This is a genomic window from Nocardiopsis lambiniae (genome assembly GCF_031845465.1).
GTDB classification, from domain to species: Bacteria; Actinomycetota; Actinomycetes; order Streptosporangiales; family Streptosporangiaceae; genus Nocardiopsis; species Nocardiopsis lambiniae.
This window is the reverse complement of record NZ_JAVREP010000006.1, coordinates 224,859-247,724: the sequence shown is the minus strand read 5'-3', so window position 1 is coordinate 247,724 and position 22,866 is coordinate 224,859. Positions and strand designations below refer to the sequence as shown.

The window sequence follows — 22,866 nt, the reverse complement described above, 5'->3', positions numbered from 1 at the left end:
GTTTTCCGCACGCCCCGCCGGTCAGTCCCGGTGGGCGTGCTCGGCCAGGCGGCGCACCCGGTCGGGCAGGTTCACGTAGGGGTCGCGGCCGGCCGCCTCGAACCCCTGCCGGGCGTACCGGTTGGCGCCGATCCTGAAGTCACAGCCGCTGGAGACCTTGCTGTCCCACACCTTGACGGCGCGGATGCGCTCGTACTCGCGCAGCACCCGGGGGACGTCGGTGTACCAGCGCATGGTCTCGCGCGGGCCGATGTCGGTGGTGCCCATCTCGCCGATCATCACCGGTTTGGTGGGATCGATCCCGTGCCGGGGGCCCTCGTTCTGGATCCACTCGTAGGCCGGGCGCAGCGCGTCCTCGAAGGAGTCGACGTGCTTCCAGTTCGGCATGAGGTCGCAGCCGGTCATGTTGTACGCCTCCCAGCTGATCCAGTCGACGTGGTCGTTGCCCGGCCACAGGCCGGGCAGCCGCCCGAGGTTGCCCTCCCAACCGGTCACGTTCCACACCCAGATGGCGTTGTCGGCGCCCTCGTCGCGGTAGATGTCGACGATGTGCCGCCAGGCGCGGGTGAACTCCTGCGGGGTCCCGCGCTTGTTGTAACGCTTGTTGGCGTCGGCCTCGTGGTCGAACGTGAGGAAGTAGGGCGCCTCCAGTTCGGCCACGCCCCGGGCCTGGTCGCGCAGGACGGAGTCGAACTCCCCGCGCAGGATCGCCCGGTAGGAGACGGCGGGGTGGCCGGGCCGGGTGAAGCGCCGGGCCTCGATGTTGGTGTGCACGAACCGGCCCTCGGCGAGGATCCGGCGTTCCCGGTCCCCGGGGATCTTCGCCTGGTCGATGCCGCGCCAGGTGTAGACGATGTCCATGCGGCGACCGGCGTTGTGTTCGAGTTCTTCGAGCCGGTTCTCGTGAGGGCTGCCGCCCCACCAGACGCCGCAGGAGGGTTCGAGGATCTCCGAGACGGTGCAGCGGCGTTCGGTGCCGACGGGCGTCCCCGAGGCGTGTGTGGTGAACAGGCCCCGGGAGGGCCATGGGGGGCCTGTCGGATCGGGCACGTCGCCGCCCGCTCCGGTCAGTGTGAGGGTGAGGAGCAATGCCCCCGCCGACGCCATCACCCGTACCGGTCCGCTGTCCACGACACATGCCCCCTATGCGTCACTACAGATGGTATTCACATGAATACCATACGTTATCTTTTTCGGGCGCAACACCTCCACCAGACAAAACGGGCCGGGTTCAGTAGCCGTACCGCCGCCGCGCGGGGGTCGTCATCATCGCGACCAGACGACGGCGCCACGGGGGCAGCGCCTCACGCCAGCCCTGGTCCGCGTGCACCCCGACCGGCCCGGAGGAGAAGCGCATCGGGTTGCCCGACAGCGCGTGCCCGCGCGACAGGGACACACCGTCACCCAGGTCCGGACACGAGCCGGTGTGCCCGGCGAATCCGGCGATGCGCGCGAACTCCTCCGTGGGGGCGCCGACGAAGTCCTCGTAGCGCACCCGGAGGGTGGGGACCCCCTGGCGGGCGAGGGCGTCGAAGCAGGTGTTCTGGGTCACCCACTGCACCGCCGAGCGACCTGCGGAGTAGCGGGCCATCTCCGGTTCGCTGCTCTCCGGCGAGGCGTCGGGACGGGGCACCCGTTTGCTCCACGAGTGCGCCACCGCCCGGGGGTCGCGCACCACGTGCAGCAGCCGCATCCGCGCCCCGTAACGCCACCGCAGACAGGCGGCCAAGGAGGCGTGCTTGCTGGCGTCGACGATCACGCTCGCTCCGCTGACCAGGGCGATCGCCGAGTACAGGCGGTGATAGAGCTCGGTGTAGCGGGCGCTGCGCGCGGCCAGCAGACCGTCCTCGGAGCCGTTGAGCAGGACGGGCAGGAAGCGCGTGCGGTCCACGCCGTCCTTCAGCCCCAGCACCTCGTGGGGGTTCAGTCGCCCCCAGCCGCCGAAGGCCTCCCGTCCGACCTCGGCCCAGAAGCCGCAGTCGGCGAACGGCAGACCACAGCCGCACCGCTCGTTCTCCAACAACCCGCGTCTCCACAGGTGCACCGTCTCGCCGATCGAGCAGAACCCGGGCAGTTCGCCCAGCAGTCGCTCGATCAGGGTCGACCCGGAGCGGCCCATGCCGCCGACGAACACCAACCGATATGCCTCATCCACCCGCCCAGGCTATTACTTTCGGTGACTAAGTGTGGGCTATATGTGATCATCCCTGGAGGTGACGTTCTCCGGTACGTGAGCGGTCCCGGGCCGGGGCCGTCGCTTCCTCATCGATCCGGGGGCGGGGTGTGGACGCGCGGGGTCTCCACGACCCGACCCGTACCGCAGACCCCGAACGTTGAGCGGGAGGTCGGCGGTCCCGTACGGCGGGGAGCACCGCACACGCGGCGACGGGGGTCGCCCCGGTGGGCGACCCCCGTTTCACGCATCCCGTCGCGCCGGGGCGAGTGCGCTAGTCGGCCCGGACGACCATCCCGGCGCCGACCGTGGCGTTGGTGGACTCGTCGATGAGGATGAACCCGCCGGTCTGCCGGTTGCGGGAGTACTCGTCGACGAACAGGGGCTGGGTGGAGCGCAGCCGCACCCGGCCGATCTCGTTGAGCGCCAGGTGGTCGGCCTGCTCGTCCCGGTGCAGCGTGTTGACGTCCAGCCGGTAGCGCAGGTCCTTGACCATGACCTTCGCGGTGCGGGTGGTGTGCTTGACGATGAGTTTGGAGCGCGGGGTCAGCTTGCGCGCGTCCGTCATCCAGCAGACCATCGCCTCGATGTCCTGCGACGCCGTCGGGGTGTTGTTGGGACGGCAGATCATGTCGCCCCGGGAGATGTCGATCTCGTCCTCCAGCAGGAGGGTGACCGACATCGGCGCGAAGGCCTCGGCGACGTCCCCGTCCGCCGTGAGGATCTTCGAGATCCGCGTGCTCAGCCCGGACGGCAGGTGCACGACCTCGTCGCCCGGCTTGAGCACACCGCCGGCCAGTTGGCCGGCGTATCCCCGGTAGTCGTGCAGTTCGGGGTCGGCGGACTTGTGCGGCCGGATCACGTACTGGACCGGGAACCGGGCGTCGATGAGGTTGCGGTCCGAGGCGATGTGCACGTTCTCCAGGTGGTGCAGCAACGAGGGGCCGCTGTACCAGGGCATGTTCTCCGAACGCCCCACGACGTTGTCGCCGTGCAGCGCCGAGATCGGCACGAAGGTGAGGTCGCGCGCGTCCAGTTTGGCGGCGAAGTCGGCGAACTCGGCCTTGATCTCCTCGAACCGGGCCTGGTCGTAGCCGACCAGGTCCATCTTGTTGACCGCCAGGACCAGGTGCGGCACCTGGAGCAGCGTGGTGAGGAAGGCGTGTCGGCGACTCTGCTCCTGGAGGCCCTTGCGGGCGTCCACCAGGATGATCGCGAGGTCGGCCGTGGAGGCCCCGGTGACCATGTTGCGCGTGTACTGGATGTGGCCGGGGGTGTCGGCGATGATGAACGTCCGCTTGGGCGTGGCGAAGTACCGGTAGGCCACGTCGATGGTGATGCCCTGCTCGCGCTCGGCCCGCAGACCGTCGGTGAGCAGCGCGAGGTTGGTGTGCTCCTCGCCTCGCGCGGCGCTGGTGCGCTCCACCGCGTCGAGCTGGTCCTCGAAGATCGACTTGGAGTCGTACAGCAGGCGACCGATCAGGGTGCTCTTGCCGTCGTCCACGGAGCCCGCCGTGGCGAACCGCAGAATGTCGTTTCTCATGCTCGCTGGTCCAATGTGGGAAGAGGTGCGGCCGAAGGAGGGGAGGGTGGGCGGGTGTCCGCGGGACACTCCCTAGAAGTAGCCCTCGCGCTTGCGGTCCTCCATGGCCGCCTCGCTGGCACGGTCGTCGGCCCTGGTCTGTCCGCGCTCGGTGATCCGGGTCGCGGCGATCTCGGCGATGATGTCGTCGAGTTCCACGGCGGTCGATTTGACCGCCCCGGTGCAGGTGAGGTCGCCGACGGTGCGGTAGCGCACGGTCTCGGTGAAGGGGACCTCGGTGTCGTCGCGCTCGATGAGCGGCGAGTCGGCGAGCAGGATGCCGTCACGTTCGAACACGCTGCGCTCGTGGGCGAAGTAGATGGAGGGCAGCTCCAGGCGCTCCCGCTGGATGTAGGCCCACACGTCCAGCTCGGTCCAGTTGGAGATGGGGAAGACCCGGATGTGCTCGCCCCGGGCGATGCGGGTGTTGTACACGCTCCACAGCTCGGGGCGCTGGTTCTTGGGGTCCCACTGGCCGAACTCGTCGCGGAAGGAGAAGACGCGCTCCTTGGCGCGGGCCTTCTCCTCGTCGCGGCGGGCGCCGCCGAAGGCGGCGTCGAACCCGTGGTCCTCGATCGCCTCCAGCAGCGCGGCGGTCTGGAGCCGGTTGCGGCTGGCCCAACGGCCGGTGGACTCGACGACCTTGCCCGCGTCGATCTGTTCCTGGACGGAGGCGACGACCAGACGCACCCCGGCCTCGGCCACCCGACGGTCGCGGAAGTCGATGACCTCGGGGAAGTTGTGCCCGGTGTCGACGTGCATGACCGGGAACGGGACGGCGCCGGGCCAGAAGGCCTTCTCGGCGAGTCGGAGCATGACGATGGAGTCCTTGCCGCCGGAGAAGAGCAGCACCGGCCGCTCGAACTCCGCGGCCACCTCGCGCATGATGAAGATCGCCTCGGCCTCCAGAACGTCCAGCTGTGAGAGCTGGTAGCGTCCGGGCGCCTGCTGACTCGCCTGACCCATGAATCCGCCTTAGAGATACCGCTGGGGGCACCGGTTCGACCGACGGCGGGGGCCTGTCGTCTAGCCCCCCGCGTGCGGACCGGCGCTGTCCAGGTCCGCGCCGTCGCGGATGCTAGCCAACAACATACCCGACAATTCCGATCGGCATACGAGGACATCGGGGAGTAGCGGGTCGGCCACGTTATAGCGCAGGGGCGAGCCGTCGACGCGGGAGGCGTGCAGCCCGGCTGCCGTGGCCACCGCCACGGGCGCCGCCGTGTCCCACTCGTACTGACCGCCGGCATGCACGTAGATGTCGGCCATGCCGAGCAGCACCGAGCAGATCTTGGCGCCCGCCGAACCCATGGGGACCAGTTCGGCGCCCAACTGGGTGGCCATCCGTTGCGCGAAGGCCGGCGGACGGGAACGGCTCACCGTGATCCGCAGCCGCTGTCCGGCCGGACGCTCCTCGGGCAGCCAGGGCGGGTCGACCGTCGACAGCGTGCTGCCCTGGGCGGGCAGCGACACCGCCCCGGCGACCAGTTCGCCGTTCTCCCACAGGGCCACGTGGACGGCCCAGTCGACCCGGCCGGCCTCGGCGAACTCACGGGTGCCGTCGAGGGGGTCGATGATCCACACCCGACGCGCCCGCAGCCGGGCAGGGTCGTCCACACCCTCCTCCGAGAGCACCGCGTCGCTGGGGCGCAACCGCCCGAGCGCGGAGAACAGGAACTCGTGGGAGGTCCGGTCCCCGAGCGTGCGCAGCACGTCGGGCTCGTCGAAACCGTGCCGGGCGCGCAGGCGCAGCAGCAGCTGACCGGCCTCGCTCGCCAGATCGCGGGCCACCTCATGGTCGTCTCGGATGTTCTTCACCGGCTCAGTACGCCCCCGCCCCACGGATCACCGCTGACCACGTCTTCCACAGGATCTGGATGTCCAACGTCAGCGACCAGTTTTCCACGTAGCGCAGATCCAGGCGGACCGATTCCTCCCAGGAGAGATCGGACCGTCCACTGACCTGCCACAGCCCCGTCAGCCCGGGTTTGACCACCAGCCTGCGGCGGACGTCGTGCCCGTATCGGGCGACCTCCTCCGGAAGCGGCGGCCTCGGGCCGACCAGGGACATCTCACCCCGGGCCACGTTGACGAGCTGGGGAAGCTCATCGAGCGAGTACCGGCGCAACCATGCCCCGACCGAGGTCACCCTGGGGTCGCGTCGCATCTTGAAAAGCACACCGTCGTGCTCGTTGCGGGACCGCAGCGCCGCCTTCAACGCGTCGGCCCCGACCACCATGGTACGGAACTTGTACACGGGGAACTCGGAGCCACCCCGCCCTACGCGCGTCTGGGTGAAGAACACCGGCCCTCCGTCCTCCATCCGGATGAGCGCGGCCAGTGCCATGAACAGCGGGGACAGCAGGATCAGGGCCAGCACGGCGGCGCAGCGGTCGAAGACCCCCTTGAGGAGGCGGCGCGCTCCGACGAGCTCGGGATGTTCGACGTGCAGCAGGGGGAGCCCGGCGACCGGACGGATCGTGGTGCGCGGGCCGGCGACCTCCATGAGGGCGGAGGCGACGATGAGCTCGGTGTCGGTCTTCTCCAGCCGCCAGGCCAGTCGGCGCAGTTCGACGCCGTCCATCTCGGGGCAGGCCAGGACCGCGACGGTACCGGCGCCGACCAGCGCGGCGGCGTCGGCGGCGCCACGGAAGGAACCCAGGACGGGGCAGTCCTCGATCTCGGCGAGGCCCTCCCCCAGCTCGTGTTCGGGCAGACAGACGCCCACCACCCGCATGCCGTGGTAGACCTCGTCGCGGAAGCGCCGGATGAGGTCACCGGCGGCCACCCGGTGGCCGACCACGACGACCCCGTTCATGCACTCGCCGGAACGGCGTCGGCGGTGCAGTGCCTTGCGGCGGGCGTACCGCAGGGCGAGAGTGGCGAACACCACCACGGGCAGGGTGAGGAGCACGTACCCCCGGGCCAGGTCGAACTTGACGGCGTAGGCGACGATGGCGGCCGAGGCGGCCAGGGTGAGGCCGGCGACGGCGACACGTCGGTACTCCTCGGTGCCCACCCCGATGAAACGGCGCGCGTACCCGCCGGACAGGTAGATGAACAGGGCCCACACGGCCGGCAGTGCCAGGGAGAACCACAGGTAGGGGAGGGTGGTGGCCGCGGTCAGCGCGCCGTGGAAGCGGACCGTGGTTCCGATCAGACCCGCACCGAGGGCGCAGAGCAGGTCGAACAGGACCAGGCCGGCGACGTAGGAGCGGGTCCAGGCCTTGGGCGGTGCGGGCAGGGCCCGGATCGCCGGCATGACGGCCGTATCGCCCACGACACCGGCGGCCGGTACCGCCGGCCGCTCGCGAACCTCTTTCACCCCACTGTTTGCGACCATGTGTCCCCCAAGACCTGCGCGCGTCCGAAAATCATTACTTCCAGTCATCGCCTCCGGCCGTGCAGAGCCCACCAGGGAGGGTGTGAGCGAGGTGCGGCGATGGCGATGGGTTCAGGGTCGACGCCCTGGATCGTAACCAAAAGTAGTTGAAAAGTCGCGCTGAGTTGCCGATTGTCGGCAAAGAGAGGCCGGTCGGCCCGAGAATGTATCCCGCCCGAGACCAACCGGCGTCACTCAACGTGTCAAGGAAGGGTCATAAAGGTCCCTGCAATGTCCTGACCGAAACCCTCCTCAGTCCCCGGCGATCTCCTCCGGCTGCCGGCGCCGGTCCACCGCCGCTGACCCGGGCGGGTACCGCCGGACGTGGCGAGGGGCCGCGCGGGGATCCCCGCGCGGCCCCTCCCGTTCGCCGCCGGTGTCAGACGGCGGTGTGGTAGATGTTCTGGGCCCGCTCCAGGCCGTCGGCCAGGAGCACGCGCACCGCGTCGGCGGCGCGCTCCACGTTGAGATCGAGCTCGGCGCGCTCGGTCGAGGAGAAGTCGCGCAGCACGTACGCCGCAGGGTCCATGCGGCCCGGGGGACGGCCCACCCCGAAACGGACCCGGACGTAGCCCGGCCCGCCCAGGGACGCGGTGACGGACTTGAGCCCGTTGTGCCCGCCCGAGCCGCCGCCCTTCTTCAACTTCAGGGCGCCGAAGTCGATGTCCATCTCGTCGTGCACGACGATGACCCGGCCCAAGGGGACCTTGTAGAACGCGGCCAGCGCCGACACCGGACCCCCGGACAGGTTCATGTAGGTGCGCGGCTTGGCCAGCACCACCGGCACACCGTCCAGGCGGGTCTCCACCGCCTCGGCGTGCGCCTTGTGCGCCTTCCAGCGCTCCGTCCCGGCGAGGGCGTCCACCACCATGAAACCGGCGTTGTGCCGGTTCCCCGCGTACTTGGGGCCGGGGTTGCCCAGGCCGACGACCAGCCGACGCTCGGTCTCCGCCATGTCCTTCTTCCTCCACCATCCCCACATGGGGGCGAGCCTACAGAGAAAACACCGAGCGCGCGGCTCCGGAGAACCGCACGCTCGGTGTGATGTACGCGCTGGGACTACTCGGCGGCGGACCCCGCGGTCTCGCCCTCGGCGGCCTCACCCTCGGAGGCGCCCTCCTCCTCGACGCGCGGGGCGGAGACGTTGAGGACGATGGCCTCGGGGTCGGTCACCAGGATGGAACCGGCGGGCAGCTTCAGCTCGGCGGCGGTCACGACGGTGCCGATCTCCAAGCCGGCGATGTCGAACTCGATGCCCTCCGGGATGTGGGTGGCCTCGGCCTCGACGGTCACGGTGACGAGCTCCTGAGTGAGCACGCCGGTGCCCTTGATCTCACCGACCAGGTTGACGGAGATCTCGACCTCGACCTTCTCGCCCTTGGAGACGACCAGCAGGTCGATGTGCTCCAGGAAGCCCTTGATGGCGTCGCGCTGAACGCTCTTGGGCAGGGCGAGGTTGTCCTTGTCCAGGCCCTCCAGACGCAGCAGGACGTTGGGGGTCTTCAGGGCGAGCATGAGCTCGTGGCCCGGCAGGTTCAGGTGGCGGGGCTCGGTGCCGTGGCCGTAGAGGACGGCCGGCACCTTACCCGCGCGGCGGGCGCGACGGGAGGCGCCCTTGCCGAATTCCGTGCGGGGCTCGGCAGCGATACGTACCTCGGACACGACAAAACTCCTCGGGTTCAACCCCGCAGCACGGGGAACACGACTCCAGTAGTACGAACGATTCCCGCTCTCGGGCGGGTCAGTGGCGGGGTCTCCCCGGTAGGGGACGCGACCGCCCTGGTTCCAGGCGTGCCCGGCGAGCCGTCACCGGACCCGTCCGGCCCGGGAACGCTCGTCGCGCACCCCTGCCCGCGCGTCCTCACGAAGCCGAACGAGGCTCCGCTCGGGCACGGGGACACTCGGCCAAGTCTACTGGCTCCGCCGACGACTCCGAACACACCCCACCGACGTTCCGTCACCGACAGCACAACGACCGGGACCGGTGTGTCGCCGGGGGGAACGGACGCGCGGGTGGGGGATCCGCCCGGATCCCCCACCCGCGCGAGGTCCTACTCGAACAGGCTCGTCACCGAACCGTCGGTGAAGACCTCGCTGATCGCGCGCGCCACGAGGGGCGCGATCGACAACTGCGTGAGCTTCTCGAAGGACCGCGACTCGGGCACCGGCAGCGAGTTGGTGATGACCACCTCGGAGATGGGCGAGTTCTGGAGGCGCTCGGCGGCGGGGCCGGACAGCACACCGTGCGTGGCGGCCACCAGGACCTGCTTGGCACCCTGCTCGAAGAGGGCCTCGGCGGCCTTCACGATGGTGCCGCCGGTGTCGATCATGTCGTCCACCAGCACGCACACCCGGTCCTTGACCGTACCGACGACCTCGTGGACCCGGACCTGGTTGGCCACGTCCGGGTCGCGGCGCTTGTGGATGATCGCCAGCGGGGCGCCCAGCCGGTCGGCCCAGCGGTCGGCGGTGCGCACCCGACCGGCGTCGGGGGAGACCACGGTGATCTCGGAGCGGTCGACCCGGTTCGCGATGTGGTCCGCCAGGATCGGCAGCGCGAACAGGTGGTCCACCGGCCCGTCGAAGAAGCCCTGGATCTGGTCCGTGTGCAGGTCGACGGCCATCATGCGGTCGGCGCCGGCGGTGCGGAACAGGTCGGTCATCAGGCGGGCCGAGATGGGCTCGCGGCCACGGTGCTTCTTGTCCTGGCGCGCGTACCCGAAGAACGGGGTGACCACGGTGATCCGTTTGGCGGAGGCGCGCTTGAGCGCGTCCACCATGATCAACTGCTCCATGATCGACTCGTTGATCGGGTCGGAGTGCGCCTGGATGACGAAGGCGTCGGACCCGCGGACCGACTCCAGGTAACGGATGAAGATCTCACCGTTGGCGAAGGTGTCGAACCGGGTGGGGACCACATCGATCCCCAGTTCCTTCGCGACCTCCTCGGCCAGGCTCGGGTGCGTACGCCCCGAGAACAACATCAGGTTCTTCTGGCCGGTGGCCTTCATCCCGGTCACGCGTTTCTCCCCCACAGTCACTACTGGTCGCCGGCTCTGTGCCGCTCGGCGTCTTCGGCCGAAAGGGCCCTCTCCGCCGCCTCCGCCGAGGCGGTGCCCGAGCGCTTGCGCACGGTCCACCCCTCCACGTTGCGCTGCCGGTGTCCTTCGGACACGGCCAGCGCGCCGGGCGGGACGTCGTCCCGGATCACGCTCCCGGCCCCGGAGTAGGCCCCGTCGCCCACGGTGACCGGCGCGACGATGGTGTTGTCGCTGCCGATGCGCACGTGGTCGCCGATGACGCTCCGGGACTTGTGGACCCCGTCGTAGTTGACGAACACCGACGAGCAGCCGATGTTGCTGCCGACGCCGATGTCGGCGTCGCCGACGTAGGTCAGATGCGGGATCTTGGAGCCGGTGCCGACGTTCGCGTTCTTGATCTCGACGAACGCACCGGCCTTGCTCCGGTCGGCCAGGCGGGTGCCCGGCCGGAGGTAGGTGTAGGGACCGACGGCGGCCTCGGGCCCGATCTCGGCCCGGTCCGCGGTGGTGTGGCGGACCGTGGCGCCGTCGCCCACGAGGGTGTCCGTCAGGTCCGCGCCGGGGCCGACGACGGCGTCCTCACCGATGACGGTGGCGCCGCGCAGGCGGCTCCCCGGCTCGATGAGGGTGTCGCGGCCGACGCGCACCTGAACGTCGATCCAGGTCGTGGCGGGGTCCACGACCGTGACGCCGGCGAGCATGTGCTCGTTCAGGACGCGGTCGTTGAGGAGCCGGCGGGCCTCGGCGAGGTGGACGCGGTTGTTGACGCCCTGGACCTCGTCGGCGTCCCGGGCGATCCGGGCGCCGACCTTGTGGCCGTCACCGCGCAGGAGGCCCACCACGTCGGTGATGTACTCCTCGCCCTTGGCGTTGTCGCTGTTCAGGCGCTGGACGACGGAGGCCAGCAGGGCGCCGTCGAAGGCGTACATGCCAGAGTTGATCTCGTCGACGTCGAGCTGCTCGGGGGTGGCGTCGGCGTGCTCGACGATGGCGGTGAAGTCGCCGTCGGCCCCGCGGACGATGCGTCCGTAGCCGTGGGGGTCGGGGACGCGGGCCGACAGCACCGTGACGGCGTTGCCCTCCTTCTCGTGGAAGGAGACCAGGTCGGCGAGCGTGGAACCGCGCAGGAGCGGGGTGTCGCCACAGGTGAGCACGACCGTACCGGTGGGCTCGATGCCCCGGCCGGCCAGGTCCTCCAGGGCGATGCGCACCGCGTGGCCGGTGCCCTTCTGCTCCTCCTGGACCGTGGTGAGGGCCTCGGGGGCGATCTCCTCCAGGTGTGCGCCGACGCGGTCACGAGCGTGCCCGAGGACCACGACGGTGTGCAGCGGATCGAGTTCGCGGGCGGCGGCCAGCACGTGGCCGACCAGACTGCGACCGCCGATCTCGTGGAGCATCTTGGGGAGCCGGGACTTCATCCGGGTGCCCTCGCCTGCGGCGAGGACGATGACGGCAGCCGGGCGGTTCACGCTCACTGGAGGAGACCCCTCGTGATAGCTGGCTAAGAAGAAGACGTTCTCGCGGTCGGCGTTCCGGCGGGGCGACCCGCATGCCGAGCGCGGCCGGCACCGTCGTGCGGCCGACATGGGAAGGATACATCCGCGTCACAGGCCCGCAGCGGTGGCCATGGCCGTCCCGGGAGAGGCGTGCGATCGCTCCCCGCGTACGGACCCGGTTTCCGGGTAGGGCTGTGATGTACGCCGCTCCGGGGGATCGCGGGCCGTGACCATCGGCTCCCGGACCAGGGCTCGAACCTGGACGATGGGGACCAAAACCCCACATGCTGCCGATTACATCATCCGGGAACACGTCGGGCGCGGATGCGCCGCGACTGCGTGACGGTCACCAAGATAGCGCCTTCTGCACGGCCCTTGCCAAACCTACGGGTTCGTAGGTTACGGTTACGTAGGTATAGGTCGGGTCATCGCGACGGATCCCCGTGTTCCGTGTCACGCGGTCCTGGCCACCGACGACGTTGCCGTTGACGACGAGGTAGGGACCACCATGACCGCCGCTCCCGAGCTGCCCACCGATGGGTCGGCCACGACATCGGAGGGCGCTTCCAAGCGCACTCCCATCCCCGAGTACGAGCCGGAACTGCGAGGGCGCGCCGAACGCTTCACGGTGTTCGCCTTCGTGTTCATCCCGCTCATCGCCCTGCTGGCCACCGTGCCGTTCTTCTGGGGCTGGGGCCTGAGCCTGCTCGACATCGCCATCGCCGGCGTCTTCTACGTGATCAGCGGCCTCGGCATCACGGTCGGGTTCCACCGGTACTTCACCCACGGCTCCTTCCGGGCCAACCGCCCGCTCAAGATCGCGATGGCGGTCGCCGGCTCGATGGCCATCGAGGGCAGCGTCATCAAGTGGGTCGCCGACCACCGCCGCCACCACAAGTACTCCGACGCCGAGGGCGACCCGCACTCGCCGTGGCGGTTCGGCGACGACTGGAAGTCCGTCGCCAAGGGCCTCTACTACGCGCACATGGCGTGGATGTACCTGGACGACAAGAAGACCTCTCCGCGCCGGTTCGCCCCGGACCTGCTGAAGGACAAGGACATCGTCCTGGTCGACAAGCTGTTCCTGCCGATCGTGCTCTTCTCCCTGGGCGCCCCCGCCCTCATCGGTGGTCTGGTCACCATGTCCTGGTGGGGCGCGCTCACCGCGTTCTTCTGGGCGAGCCTGGTCCGCGTGGCCGTGCTGCACCACGTCACCTGGTCGATCAACTCCATCTGCCACACCATCGGCGAGGAGAACTTCGAGGTGCGCGACCGCTCCCGCAACGTGTGGTGGCTGGCCATCCCCTCGTTCGGCGAGTCCTGGCACAACCTGCACCACGCCGACCCGACCTGCGCCCGGCACGGTGTGTTCAAGGGTCAGATCGACATCTCCGCCCGCGTCATCTGGGTCTTCGAGAAGTTCGGCTGGGCGACCAAGGTGCGCTGGCCCGACAACGAACGGCTCGCCGCCAAGCGGGTCAGCGTCTAGGATTCCGAACCATAATGGGAGCAGCCGACAGCGAGCAGAGGGTCCGTGTGCGCCGTAAGCGCATGACGGGCGAGGAGCGTCGGCGACAGTTGCTGGAGATCGGTCGGGCACTGTTCGCCGAACGCGGGTTCGACGCGACCTCCGTGGAGGAGATCGCCGCGCGCGCGGGTGTGTCGAAGCCCGTGGTGTACGAGCACTTCGGTGGCAAGGAGGGTCTGTACGCGATCGTCGTCGACCAGGAGATGCGCACCCTGGTGGGGATGGTCTCGGAGGCTCTCGACGCCGACAGCGCGCGCAACAAGATCGAGAAGGCGGCTCTGGCCCTGCTGCGTTATGTGGAAGAGAACACGGTCGGGTTCCGGGTGCTCACCCGTGACTCGCACGTGGCCTCCGGCACGGGGAGTTTCGCGAGTCTGATCAACGACATCGCCAGCCAGGTCGAGTACATCATGGTGGACGAGTTCGCCGAGCGGGGCTACGACCCCGCGCTCGCCCCGATGTACGCCCAGGCCCTGGTGGGCATGTGGGCGCTGACCGGACAGTGGTGGCTGGAGGTGCGCAGGCCCAAGCGCGAGGTGGTGGCGGCGCACCTGGTCAACCTGGCGTGGAACGGCCTGTCGAGTCTGGAGGCCAAGCCGAGGCTGCGGACCAAGCGGAGCCGCTGAGCGCGCTCCGAGGCACGGAATCTCTCGTGGGGCGGGTGTGCGTCGCATACCCGCCCCACTATCTTGATGTCAAGAGATATGCTGGGTCCATGCGCGATGAGGTGGATGGGCTGATCGAGGCGTGGCGCTCCGAACGCCCGGACGTGGACGTGACGCCACTGGAGGTGCTCAGTCGTGTGTCCCGGCTCGCCCGACACCTGGACCGGGCCCGGCGCACGGTGTTCACCGAGCACTCCCTGGAACCCTGGGAGTTCGACGTACTGGCCGAACTGCGCCGTTCGGGCCCGCCCTACGAACTGAGCCCCGGTCGGCTGCTGCGCGCCACCCTGGTCACCTCCGGGACCATGACCAACCGTGTCGACCGGCTGGCCGCCGCCGGCCTGGTCCGCCGCCGCCCCGACCCGGCGGACAAGCGCGGCGTGCTGGTGCGCCTGACCGACCAGGGCGCCGAGCGCATCGACGCGGCGCTGGAGTCGCTGCTGCGGTACGAGGAGACGATCCTCACCCCGATGCCCCCCGAGGACCGCGAGCACCTGGCATCGTTACTGAGATGCCTCTTGGCCCCCCTCGACACCGAACCTTCCGGTCGGTAAGTCTGTTACCCGGCGGTACCCGTCCTCTCACCGGGTCCGTCTCCGGGCGCGCATCCCTTGCTTCACTTGGTTGGAGAACGACTGTGAGAATCCGGTGGAACGTCCGGTACGTCGCCCTGATCGCGGCCGCCGCGACCGCCGTGGCGACGACCGGCTGCGCGGGCGGCGACGATGGTGGGCCGGCCGGGGCCGAGGAGCGCCACTACCTCTCCCTGGGCGACTCGCTGACGGTGGGTGTGCAACCGGGCGAGAACGGTCCCGGGGAGACCCCGGACGGGTACACCGACATCCTGTACCGCACCCTGTACGACGCGGACTCCACCCTGCGCCACGAACGAGGCGGCTGCGGTGGCGAGGACACCACCACGTTCCTCGAAGGCGGGATCCCCCACTGTGGCGACCTCTACGAGGGCCGCTCGCAGATCGAGGTCGCCGAGGGGTTCCTCTCCGAGCACGCGGGCCGGGTCGACCTGGTCACGCTGACCATCGGCGGCAACAACTTCACCCGCTGCGTGCGGGGCATCGACGGCGCGGCCGGCGGCGACCGGCCCGTGGTCGACACCGAGTGCGTCGACGACGGGTTGGAGCGCATCGAGACGGAGATCCCCGTCATCGCCTCCCGCCTGCGCGCCGCGGCCGGTCCGGACACCCAGATCATCGCGATGACCTACTACAACCCGTTCCTGGCCGCGATGCTGCTCGAACCCGAGACGGACGAGGACGCCGAAGAAGAGGGGGAGGAGGGTTCGGACGAGCCCGCCGAGTCCGCCTCGGCCGACGAGGGTCCGCGCCTGGGCGAGGTCGAGGGGGACATCCCCTTCGACGCGACCTTCGCGGGATACGCCACCGACGTCCTGGAGACGATGAACGAGTCCCTGCGGTCGGCCTACGCCGCCGAGGACATCGACGTGGCGGACGTGGAGGCGGCGTTCGACTCCACCGACTTCGACGTGCCGGCCGACGGCACCATGCCCACGAACCTCAAGGCGATCTGCGACTTCACGTGGATGTGCAACGCGGACCTGGGTCCGGACATCCACACGAACAAGGCGGGCGCGACGGTCATCGCCGAGGAGTTCGCCGGCCTGGTCCGCTGACCCCTCCCCCCACCCCGTCCCCACCGAGGGCGCCGGAGCCCCACGGCCCCGGCGCCCTCGCCGTGTCCGTCGACGGTCAGGGGGTTCCGGGGCCGCGGTCGCGGGCGAGGGGTCCGAAGCGGGCGGTGACCGCGCCCAGCAGGAAGTGCGCCGCCTGGTGCTCGGTCAGGGAGATGATCCCCACCGGCATGGTGACCCGGTAGGGCAGGTCGTCGTCCGGGCGGATCTCGAAATCGTCGATCAGCCCTTGGGACAGCAGCAGGGTCAACCCCTCCCGCACCTTCCCCGCCCGGTTGTCCGAAGCCCACATGACCATGCTGCCCACGGTAACCGTCCCGGCCCCCGAACACACCGACCCCCGGGGATTCTTCTCGGAACGGGACCTTCGGGCACCGTCAGTCGCCGACGGTCTCGGCCTGTTCGAGCCAGGCCTCCTCCAGCTGATCGCGTTCCGCGGCCAGGGCCTTGGCCTCGGCGTCCAGTTCGGCGAGCCGGGTGTAGTCGTCCCCGGCGGAGGCCATGAGCTCGTGCAGCTCGGCCTCCCGGACGCCGATCCGGTCCATGCGCCGCTCGATGCGCTGCATGTCCTTCTGCGCCGCGCGGCGGTCGGCCGCCGACACCGCGGGGGCCTCGGGCTCCGGCTCGGCACGCTCTCCGCCCAGCGTGGGCACGGCGACCTCGCCCAGGGCGCCCGCGCGCCGTTCCAGGTACTCGTCCACGCCTCCGGGCAGGAACGCCAGGCTCCCGTCGCCCATGAGCGCCAGCACCCTGTCGGTGACCCGCTCCAGGAAGTAGCGGTCGTGGGAGACCAGCACCATGGAGCCGGGCCAGCCGTCGAGCAGGTCCTCCAGCTCGGTGAGGGTCTCGATGTCCAGGTCGTTGGTGGGCTCGTCGAGCAGCAGGACGTTGGGCTCGTCCATGAGCAGCCGCAGGAGCTGGAGGCGTCGGCGCTCACCGCCGGACAGGTCGCCGATCGGGGTCCACTGGCGTTCGCCGCGGAACCCGAAGCGCTCCAGCATCTGGCTGGCGGTGTAGTCGCGCTTGCCGATGGTCACGTGCTCGCGCACGTCCATCACGGCCTGGAGCGGCCGGGCCTCGGGGTCGAGTTCGACGACGTTCTGCGACAGGTGGGCGAGCTTGACGGTGCGCCCGGTGCGGACGTTGCCCCCGTCGGGCGCCCGTTCCTCGGCGAGGATCTTGAGCAGCGTCGACTTGCCGGCGCCGTTGACCCCGACCAGGCCGACCCGGTCGCCCGGGCCGAGCTGCCAGGTGAGGTGGTCGAGCAGGGTCCGGCCGGGGACGGTCGCCGTCACGTTCTTGAGGTCGATGACGCTCTTGCCGAGGCGGGAGCTGGCGAACCGCACGAGTTCGACGGCGTCGCGCGCCGGCGGCTCGTTCTCGATGAGCCGGTTGGCCGCCTCGATGCGGAACTTGGGCTTGGAGGTGCGCGCGGGCGCGCCCCGGCGCAGCCAGGCCAGTTCCTTGCGCATGAGGTTCTGGCGGCGCTCCTCGGAGACGGCGGCCTGGCGTTCGCGTTCGGCCTTGGCCAGCACGTAGGCGGCGTACCCGCCCTCGTAGCGCTCGACGGCGCCGCGCCCGACCTCCCAGGTGCGGGTGGTGACGGCGTCCAGGAACCAGCGGTCGTGGGTGACGACCACGAGGGACTCGGCACGACCGCGCAGGTGTTCCGCGAGCCAGTGGATGCCCTCGATGTCGAGGTGGTTGGTGGGCTCGTCGAGGACGATGAGGTCGTGGTCGCCGACCAGCAGGCGGGCCAGACCGGAACGTCGGCGCTCGCCTCCGGACAGCCCCGACATGGGGGCGTCCAGGTCCCAGCCGCCGAGCAGGCCGCGCAGGATGTCGCGGAGCCGGGCATCGCCGGCCCATTCGTGTTCGGCCCGCTCCCCCAGCACGAAGGCCCCGACGGTGCTGTCGGGGAAGTCGTCCCGCTGGTGCAGGAAACCCACGCGCAGACCGCGGTTGTGCACCACGCGACCGGAATCGGGGGGCAGGGCCCCGGCCAGCACGGAGATCAGCGTGGACTTTCCGCCGCCGTTGCGGCCGACCACACCGATGCGCTCGCCCTCGTCGACCCCGAGGGACACGGAGTCGAGGAGCACGAGGGGCCCGTAGGCCAGGGACACGTCCTGAAGGTTGACCAGATTCGTCATCGTCTCCATTGTCCCGGGTGTCGCCGGGTGCCCTGGACGGTCCCGGGTGGAAGGGGGCGCCCGGAACGGGCGGGCCCGGGGCCGCACCACGCAAGGCCCCGGGCTGATCCGTGTCCCTGGATATCAGTCCTTCGCCCCCACCGGACATCGAGGGGTGCTCCGGACACGGACCTACAGGAAGAAGTCCCTCGCGGACCGGGCGATCCCCTCGGCGTCCAGCCCGTGCGCCCGAGCGTGATCGGCCGGTGTGCCGTAGGCCCGCAGCTCCAGTTCCCGGGCCACGCCCAGGCCGAGCTGCCGGTGCCGGCGGTCGGACAACGCCTCGGCGACCTCGTGCGCGGAGGTGCCGCCCAGGTAGGGCTCGACCAGCATCACGTCGGCGTTGCCGGCCGCCGCGACCAGGGTGTTCAACCCGGCACGGTCGAAGGGCCGCACGGTGGCGGTGTAGGCGACGGTGACGTCGAGGTCGGCGGTGGCCTCCAGGGTGCGGTCGAGCATGGGCCCGACGGCGACCACCACCCCGGCGGAGCGGGGTGAGCCGGAGCGCACCACCGTCAGTTCCTTGGTGAGGGGCATCGGCGTCCGGTTCGCGGTGCCCGAGAGGCGCAGGTACACCCGGTCGTCCCCGGGCAGCGCGTCGCGCAGGGCGTCGCGCACCTCGTCGGCGTGGCCGGGCACGTGGATCGTCCATCCGGGCAGGGTGTCGAGCAGGGCGACGTCCCCGGGCGCCTGGTGGGTGCGGCCCTCCTCCGAGGCGTCGTAGGAGCCGCCGATGCCCACCAGGACCGCACCCGCCTCCTGGTGGCCCAGGTCGAGCTTGACCTGCTCGAAGGGCCGTTCCACGAGGAACGGGGCGTAGCTGTGCACCACCGGCCGCAGCCCGGTGAGGGCCAGCCCGCCGGCGACGCCGATCATCGCCTGTTCCCGGATACCGAGGTCGATGACCTTGCCGGGGTGGCGGGCGGCGGCCCGGCGGAACATCCCGGACGAGATGACGGCGAGGACGACGGCCACGCGGGGGTCGCGTTCCATCTCCTCGGAGACGACGGCGCCGAAGGTCTCCCGCATTCCGCTCGGACCGGGTTCGGGCGGCCGTGGCCGGATGGGGATCCCGTTGACGGTGCTCCCCGCCGTGGTGCGGATCATGGTCGTGCTCCCTCTCGGGTCTGTGGCGGCATCAGGCGGTGGGACGGACGCGGGCGACGACGGCGAGCGGCCGGGCTCCCCAGGGCCGGGTGAACGCCTCGTGGAGCGCGTCGTGGTCGCGGCCGTGGACCTCGCGGGTGGCCCAGCCCTCCGTCTCGAAGCGGCGGGCGATCCCGCCCGGCCAACCGTGCAGGGCGGATCCGTTGTCGATGACCACGGTGGTGAGGGATCCCACTCCGAGGCGTCCGGCGGCGGCGATCGCCTCGTGGTTGCTGCCCTCGTCGAGTTCGCCGTCGCCGATGAGCACCACCGTGCGCGGTTCGGCCCCGTCGGGGCGGCGCAGGCCCTGGGCGCGCAGTCCCAGCGCGGTGCCCAGGGCCAGGGGCAGTCCGTGGCCCAGGGATCCGCTGCCGATCTCGGCTCCGGGGACGAGCACCCGGTCGGGGTGGTGGCCCAGCCGGGACTCGAAGGTGGTCCACCCGCGCAGGGCGGACACGTCGAGGAAGCCCTTGGCCGCGAGGACGGCGTAGAAGGCGGCGGGGCCGTGTCCCTTGGACAGCAGGAAGCGGTCCCGGGTCGGATCGTCGGCGGTCTCCGGGGCGACGGCGAGAACGCGGTCGTAGAGCACCCAGAGCACGTCCAGCGTGGAGTGGGCGGCCACACTGTGCTTCTCGTCGCCCTCCATGAGTCCTATGAGGGCCGGCAGGTCGGCGTATCGCGTGAGAGCGGCTGTCGTCGGCATGGCCCCAGTCTTCGACCTCAACCATGGTTAAGGTCAATACGGACGCCGGGGATCCCACCCGGGGAAGCGGGGGTGATTTACGTCACATGAAGACGACTCCGGGGACGTCCCCCTCGGCCCGCACGATCTGCTCGCACAACCCGCTCGCCTCCAGCGACGCCACCACCGCGGCCTCGCGCTCGGCCACCACCGACGCCTCCTCGGCACCACCGCCGACCAGGAAGGCGCAGGTCGGACCGGACCCGGAGACCAGGGCGCCCAGGGCGCCGGCCGCCGCGCCCGTCGCGAGCGTGCGCTCCAGTTCCGGCAGCAACGACAGCGCCGCCTCCTGGAGATCGTTGGTCAGCGCCCGCCCCAGGGCCACCGGGTCCGCCGCGGCCAGCGCCCGGCTCAGCGCGGTGCTCAGCTCCGGCGCGGGCGCGTCCGGCCGCAGCCGGTCGTACTCCCCGAACACCGCCCCCGTGGACAACCCGTGCGGGGACAGCGCGAACACCCAGCGGTATCGGCCGGGGCTGTCCATCGGTTCCAGGATCTCACCCCGGCCTCGGCCCACCGCGGTCCCGCCCAGCAGGGGAAAGGCCACGTCACTGCCGAGTTCGGCGGCCAGCCGGAGCAACGTCTCCCGGGGCAGATCGGTCCCCCACAGCCGATCACAGGCCACCAGGGCGGCCGCCGCGTCGGCGCTGCCGCCGGCCATCCCGCCCGCGACGGGGATGCGCTTCTCCAGGTGGATCCGCACCGGACGGCCCAGACCCGTCTCCCCGCCCAGGAGCTCGGCCGCGCCGGCCGCCAGGTTCGACGAGTCCAGGGGCACACGCGACAGGTGGGAGACGGAGTGACCGTTCGCGGTCAGCCCGGCGAGGAGGGGGCCCTCCCCCGGCGAGGTGCTACCGTCGGGTCGCCCGCTGCGCGGTCGCGCCTCCTGGACGGTAACCTCATCGAACAGTGAGACGGCGTGGAAAACGTTGACGAGGTCGTGGAACCCGTCCTCACGTCCGGGCCCCACCGCCAACTGGAGGTTGACCTTCGCGGGAACCCGCACGGTTACGGTGGTATCAGCTGTCACGAGTCCCCAATCGTAAAGGACCCCCACCTTGCGTGAACACGTACCCCCGCGGGGGAACCTCCGTGTTCACCCCCTCCCGTCGACCGGAACACGATGTTCGGCGGGAAACGGGAACCAAGGGCGGGATTCGGGGATCGTCACCATTGTCATGTCAGTCACCGCCCCTCCTGTGAACGGCCCGATCCGGTCCGTGAGTGGGAATCAGGGCACAAACGCCGCTACCTTGGGGCAAGGCGGAGTTTGGACACCGTCGGGGAGGGTCACTTGCCGTCGGATGGGCTCCCGAAGAACCTGGAACCGCTGGGCGCCGGGGATCCGGCCACCATCGGTCCCTATGTGCTGTCCGGGAAGCTGGGTAGTGGCGGCATGGGCACCGTCTACCTCGGTGGTCTGCCGGAGCGGAACCACCAGGTAGCGATCAAGGTCATCCGTCCCGAGCTCGCCTTCGACGAGGCGACCCGGGCGCGGTTCCGCGACGAGATGGAGAACGCCCGCAAGGTCGCCTCCTTCTGCACCGCCAAGGTCCTCGACCACGGAACGTTCGAGAACCGTCCGTACATGGTGACCGAGTACATCGCCGGTACCGCCCTGGCCGAGCACATCTCCCAGAACGGTCCGCTGGACTCCTCCACCCTGCACGGGTTCGCGCTGGGGGTGGCCGCCGCGCTGGCCGCGATCCACCGCACCGGCCTGGTCCACCGCGACCTCAAACCCGCCAACGTGCTGTTGTCGCTGTCGGGTCCGCGCGTGATCGACTTCGGCATCGCCCGCGCGATGAACACCGCCACCAACCACACCCAGACGGGCATCGTCATGGGCAGTCCCGGGTGGATGGCGCCGGAGCAGCTGTTGGAGGAGCAGGTCACCACCAAGGCGGACATCTTCGCCTGGGGCTGTCTGGTGGCCTTCGCCGGCAACGGCACCCACCCCTTCGGCAACGGCGACGCCATGACGCTGGGCAAGCGGGTGCTGTTCGCCGAACCCCAGATCGGCAACCTCGTCAGCCCCTTGGACCGGCTCGTGCTGCGCGCCCTGGACAAGGACCCGAACCGCCGCCCCACCGCCCAGGACCTGCTCTTGGAACTGGCGGGCGGCGAGGACACCTCCAACCCCAACGACATGGTGTCCCACGCGCTGCACCAGTCGTGGCGGCCCAACCTGCCCCCGCCCGTCCCGCAGATGCCGCACCCGCCGCAGGGCGGCCACCAGACCATGACGGGCATGCGCCACCCGGCCCCCGGGGCCTACCAGGCACCGCCCGCGGCCGGTCCGCCCCAGGCGCCCGCACCCCAGATGAACCCCGCTCATCAGAGCGGCACCTTCGTGCGTCAGCAGCAGTCCGCGCCGCCGGGGCATCCGGGCGCCGGGCACCCGCCGCAGGGACCACCGGTGGGCCGGCCCCGGGCGGGGGTGCCCGGAGGGCCGCAGCAGGCCCAGCACCCGGCCTCCACGGGGGCGATCCCGGTCGTGCCGCCCGCCGACCAGCAGGCGTCGCGCCCGGGACCCCAGCCCTACGTGCCGCCGGTGCCCCCGCCCCCGCACCGGCCCACCACCCCGGCGAACCGGCGCGGGATCCTCATCATCGCCGCGGTGTCCGCCGTGGCCCTGATCGTCGCGCTGCTGCTCCTGCTCTACGTGGTGTCCAACCTGACCGACCGGAACGATGCCGGCGGTACCGACGGCCCGCAGGCCGGGACCCCCTCGACCGGGGCCCCAGCGCCCGAGGACGATGACGAGGACGACGCGACGGACGACGGCGCTCCGGAGCCGGGCGTCGGCTCGGGAGTGATGGCGGCCACCTCGCTCGACGGCCGGGTCCACTTCGAGATCCTCGACATGGAGTGCGGTCTCTCGGAGATCCCCACGCGGGAGACCCGGGTGGAGTCCGGCGGCCAGTACTGCGTGTTCGACGTGCGGATGAGCAACCTCGGCGATCAGGCGTTCGCCCTGGACTACACCGACCAGGCACTGGTCACCGGGGAGAGCCTGCCCGTCACGGCCTCGCGGCCCAGCCGGATCGAGGAGGGCGAGCCCCTGTGGGGCCCCACCGTCGCCCCGGAGACCGCCGTCTCCGGAACGATGGTGTTCACCATCTCCGAGACGGCGCGCCCCCAGGCGCTCCTGCTCCGGCACTCTCCGGACGTGGCGCCCACCGAGGTCCTCCTGGCGGAGGAGTTCACCGACTGACCCCGTGTACGCGGAAGGGGGCCCGGCGCGTGCGCG

Annotated in this window: 20 protein-coding genes; 5 read left to right on the top strand and 15 right to left on the bottom strand. The window is 70.5% G+C overall.

What is annotated here, in order from left to right; translation table 11 throughout:
• Positions 1-21: 21 nt before the first annotated feature.
• The 10 genes from RM479_RS11860 to glmU all read right to left on the bottom strand — a co-directional run bounded on the left by RM479_RS11860 (position 22) and on the right by glmU (position 11,653).
• Positions 22-1,107 carry a glycoside hydrolase family 26 protein gene (locus RM479_RS11860; protein ID WP_397221983.1) on the bottom strand — a complete coding sequence of 362 codons (1,086 nt, stop codon included), beginning with the start codon at positions 1,105-1,107 and terminating at the stop codon, positions 22-24.
• Positions 1,108-1,231: 124 nt separating this feature from the next.
• The gene (locus RM479_RS11855) at positions 1,232-2,119 is read right to left on the bottom strand and encodes a sulfotransferase (RefSeq protein ID WP_311511838.1); all 888 of its coding nucleotides are present in this window, start codon (positions 2,117-2,119) and stop codon (positions 1,232-1,234) included.
• Between the two features lie 328 nt (positions 2,120-2,447).
• Positions 2,448-3,716 carry a sulfate adenylyltransferase subunit CysN gene (cysN, locus tag RM479_RS11850; protein ID WP_311511761.1) on the bottom strand — a complete coding sequence of 423 codons (1,269 nt, stop codon included), beginning with the start codon at positions 3,714-3,716 and terminating at the stop codon, positions 2,448-2,450.
• A gap of 72 nt (positions 3,717-3,788) precedes the next feature.
• On the bottom strand, positions 3,789-4,721 hold the full coding sequence (cysD, locus tag RM479_RS11845; RefSeq protein WP_311511760.1) for a sulfate adenylyltransferase subunit CysD: 933 nt from the start codon (positions 4,719-4,721) through the stop codon (positions 3,789-3,791).
• 60 nt (positions 4,722-4,781) lie between these two features.
• Positions 4,782-5,573, bottom strand: coding sequence for a 3'(2'),5'-bisphosphate nucleotidase CysQ (locus RM479_RS11840; protein WP_274808169.1), 792 nt, complete (start codon positions 5,571-5,573; stop codon positions 4,782-4,784).
• 4 nt (positions 5,574-5,577) lie between these two features.
• On the bottom strand, positions 5,578-7,017 hold the full coding sequence (locus tag RM479_RS11835; RefSeq protein ID WP_311511759.1) for a sugar transferase: 1,440 nt from the start codon (positions 7,015-7,017) through the stop codon (positions 5,578-5,580).
• 499 nt (positions 7,018-7,516) lie between these two features.
• On the bottom strand, positions 7,517-8,119 hold the full coding sequence (gene pth / locus RM479_RS11830; RefSeq protein WP_311511758.1) for an aminoacyl-tRNA hydrolase: 603 nt from the start codon (positions 8,117-8,119) through the stop codon (positions 7,517-7,519).
• 77 nt (positions 8,120-8,196) lie between these two features.
• Positions 8,197-8,799, bottom strand: coding sequence for a 50S ribosomal protein L25/general stress protein Ctc (locus RM479_RS11825; protein WP_311511757.1), 603 nt, complete (start codon positions 8,797-8,799; stop codon positions 8,197-8,199).
• 389 nt (positions 8,800-9,188) lie between these two features.
• Complete coding sequence (locus RM479_RS11820) at positions 9,189-10,157, bottom strand: ribose-phosphate diphosphokinase (RefSeq protein WP_311511756.1); 969 nt, start codon at positions 10,155-10,157, stop codon at positions 9,189-9,191.
• A 20-nt stretch (positions 10,158-10,177) separates the two neighbouring features.
• Positions 10,178-11,653: a bifunctional UDP-N-acetylglucosamine diphosphorylase/glucosamine-1-phosphate N-acetyltransferase GlmU gene (gene glmU / locus RM479_RS11815; RefSeq protein WP_311511755.1), complete on the bottom strand. Its 1,476-nt coding sequence runs from the start codon at positions 11,651-11,653 to the stop codon at positions 10,178-10,180.
• Positions 11,654-12,182: 529 nt separating this feature from the next.
• Here glmU and RM479_RS11810 point away from each other — a divergent pair.
• From RM479_RS11810 to RM479_RS11795, 4 genes are all read left to right on the top strand, one after another.
• The gene (locus tag RM479_RS11810; protein WP_311511754.1) at positions 12,183-13,163 is read left to right on the top strand and encodes an acyl-CoA desaturase; all 981 of its coding nucleotides are present in this window, start codon (positions 12,183-12,185) and stop codon (positions 13,161-13,163) included.
• A 14-nt stretch (positions 13,164-13,177) separates the two neighbouring features.
• Complete coding sequence (locus RM479_RS11805; RefSeq protein WP_311511753.1) at positions 13,178-13,828, top strand: TetR/AcrR family transcriptional regulator; 651 nt, start codon at positions 13,178-13,180, stop codon at positions 13,826-13,828.
• A gap of 89 nt (positions 13,829-13,917) precedes the next feature.
• On the top strand, positions 13,918-14,421 hold the full coding sequence (locus RM479_RS11800; RefSeq protein ID WP_274808177.1) for a MarR family winged helix-turn-helix transcriptional regulator: 504 nt from the start codon (positions 13,918-13,920) through the stop codon (positions 14,419-14,421).
• A gap of 83 nt (positions 14,422-14,504) precedes the next feature.
• Positions 14,505-15,518 (top strand): GDSL-type esterase/lipase family protein, encoded by a 1,014-nt coding sequence (locus RM479_RS11795; protein ID WP_311511752.1) that lies wholly within the window; start codon positions 14,505-14,507, stop codon positions 15,516-15,518.
• A 76-nt stretch (positions 15,519-15,594) separates the two neighbouring features.
• On the opposite strand, the gene RM479_RS11790 is transcribed toward RM479_RS11795, so the two are convergent.
• The 5 genes from RM479_RS11790 to RM479_RS11770 form a co-directional block, all read right to left on the bottom strand.
• Positions 15,595-15,834 (bottom strand): hypothetical protein, encoded by a 240-nt coding sequence (locus RM479_RS11790; RefSeq protein ID WP_311511751.1) that lies wholly within the window; start codon positions 15,832-15,834, stop codon positions 15,595-15,597.
• A gap of 79 nt (positions 15,835-15,913) precedes the next feature.
• Positions 15,914-17,689, bottom strand: a complete 1,776-nt coding sequence (locus RM479_RS11785) for an ABC-F family ATP-binding cassette domain-containing protein (protein WP_311511750.1) — start codon at positions 17,687-17,689, stop codon at positions 15,914-15,916.
• Between the two features lie 171 nt (positions 17,690-17,860).
• Positions 17,861-18,757, bottom strand: coding sequence for a transketolase family protein (locus RM479_RS11780; RefSeq protein WP_311511837.1), 897 nt, complete (start codon positions 18,755-18,757; stop codon positions 17,861-17,863).
• A gap of 109 nt (positions 18,758-18,866) precedes the next feature.
• Complete coding sequence (locus RM479_RS11775; RefSeq protein ID WP_311511749.1) at positions 18,867-19,577, bottom strand: thiamine pyrophosphate-dependent enzyme; 711 nt, start codon at positions 19,575-19,577, stop codon at positions 18,867-18,869.
• 82 nt (positions 19,578-19,659) lie between these two features.
• Positions 19,660-20,643: a 4-(cytidine 5'-diphospho)-2-C-methyl-D-erythritol kinase gene (locus RM479_RS11770; protein WP_311511748.1), complete on the bottom strand. Its 984-nt coding sequence runs from the start codon at positions 20,641-20,643 to the stop codon at positions 19,660-19,662.
• A 264-nt stretch (positions 20,644-20,907) separates the two neighbouring features.
• Between RM479_RS11770 and RM479_RS11765 the strand changes: the two genes are divergently transcribed.
• A complete protein-coding gene (locus RM479_RS11765) occupies positions 20,908-22,830 on the top strand; it encodes a serine/threonine-protein kinase (protein WP_311511747.1) in 1,923 nt (640 codons plus the stop codon).
• Positions 22,831-22,866: the final 36 nt, after the last annotated feature.